Annotated in this window: 1 pseudogene; it reads right to left on the reverse strand. The window is 29.1% G+C overall.

Going from position 1 to position 1,159, the window contains the following annotated elements:
* Positions 1-1,159: pseudogene (gene sunT / locus BLL41_RS22190) on the reverse strand (sublancin transporter SunT); the annotation flags it as partial.

Raw genomic sequence — 1,159 nt, forward strand, 5'->3', positions numbered from 1 at the left:
TCGACTCTATAATCCTATTGTTTCTGAATACTAATTTTTTATTGTATTTGAAGTTACTTGAGTCATTATGAGTTATAAGAATAATTAAACAATCCATCCTGTGTAAGTTTTCATAAATTATTTTTGTATTATCCGGATCAATGTTAGATAATGACTCATCTAAAATTAATACTTGTGGTTGATGTAAAATTGCTCTTGCTAATGCTAACCGTTGTTTTTGTCCTGTAGATAGATTAGAACCGTTTTCAGACAATTTATAACTGTACTGCTTGTCCAATTTACAAATGAATTCATGACATTGGGAAATTATACACGCGTTTTCAATTTCGTTCTGATCAAAATTCTCTCCCATGCAAAGATTCTCTTTAATAGTTCCCTTAAAAAGAAAAGGATTTTCGTCAATATATACAATCCTTTTTCTTATTGATAAATGATCGTAGCGATTAATATCTAATCCATTTAAATAAATTGACTTATCGGGTACTTTATACAATTTAGACAAACTTTTTGCAAAAGTACTTTTCCCAGTACCACTTTCTCCAATAATAAGAACTTTATCCTTTCTGTCAAATATTAAATTAATATCTTCAACTATATAATGCATTGGGTCTGCCCCAATATTAAGATTAACTATTTTGATATTCTGAATGAAATCAAGTTCAGTTAAATTCTCATAGCTATCTTGCTGAACTGGATAGTTTACTACGTCAAAAAATCTTATAGAGGCAACATGTGCCTGCTGAAGATCTGATTGCATACTCAATATACGATCTAGCGAACTTAGCAAAAAGGCTGCTAATGTGTTTATAAATAGCAGTGTACCCAAACTCATTGAATCATTTAGAACTTGTCTTGTTCCAACCCATAGGATAATTATTGTAAAAGAGTTTTGAATTAATCCCTTTAGTATTTCATTGCTAATAACTGCCTTTGCTACACTAAAGGTTGAATTTAATTGTTTATCATATGTAAGATGAAATTTTTCTAAAAAAAACGAGGTTTTATTTAAAGAATAAACAGTTGTCATATTCTTTAGAAAATTAATTAAAAGGGAGGTAGATTTAGCCTTATCCTCCATCAGTTTTTGATTTTTCTTTTTAAGATGATCAAAAAACATAATCGCAAGACATGAAAGTAGCAAAATCGGAAGAATAATTGT

The organism is Bacillus sp. FMQ74 (genome assembly GCF_001875785.1).
Taxonomy (GTDB): Bacteria; Bacillota; Bacilli; order Bacillales; family Bacillaceae; genus Bacillus; species Bacillus stercoris.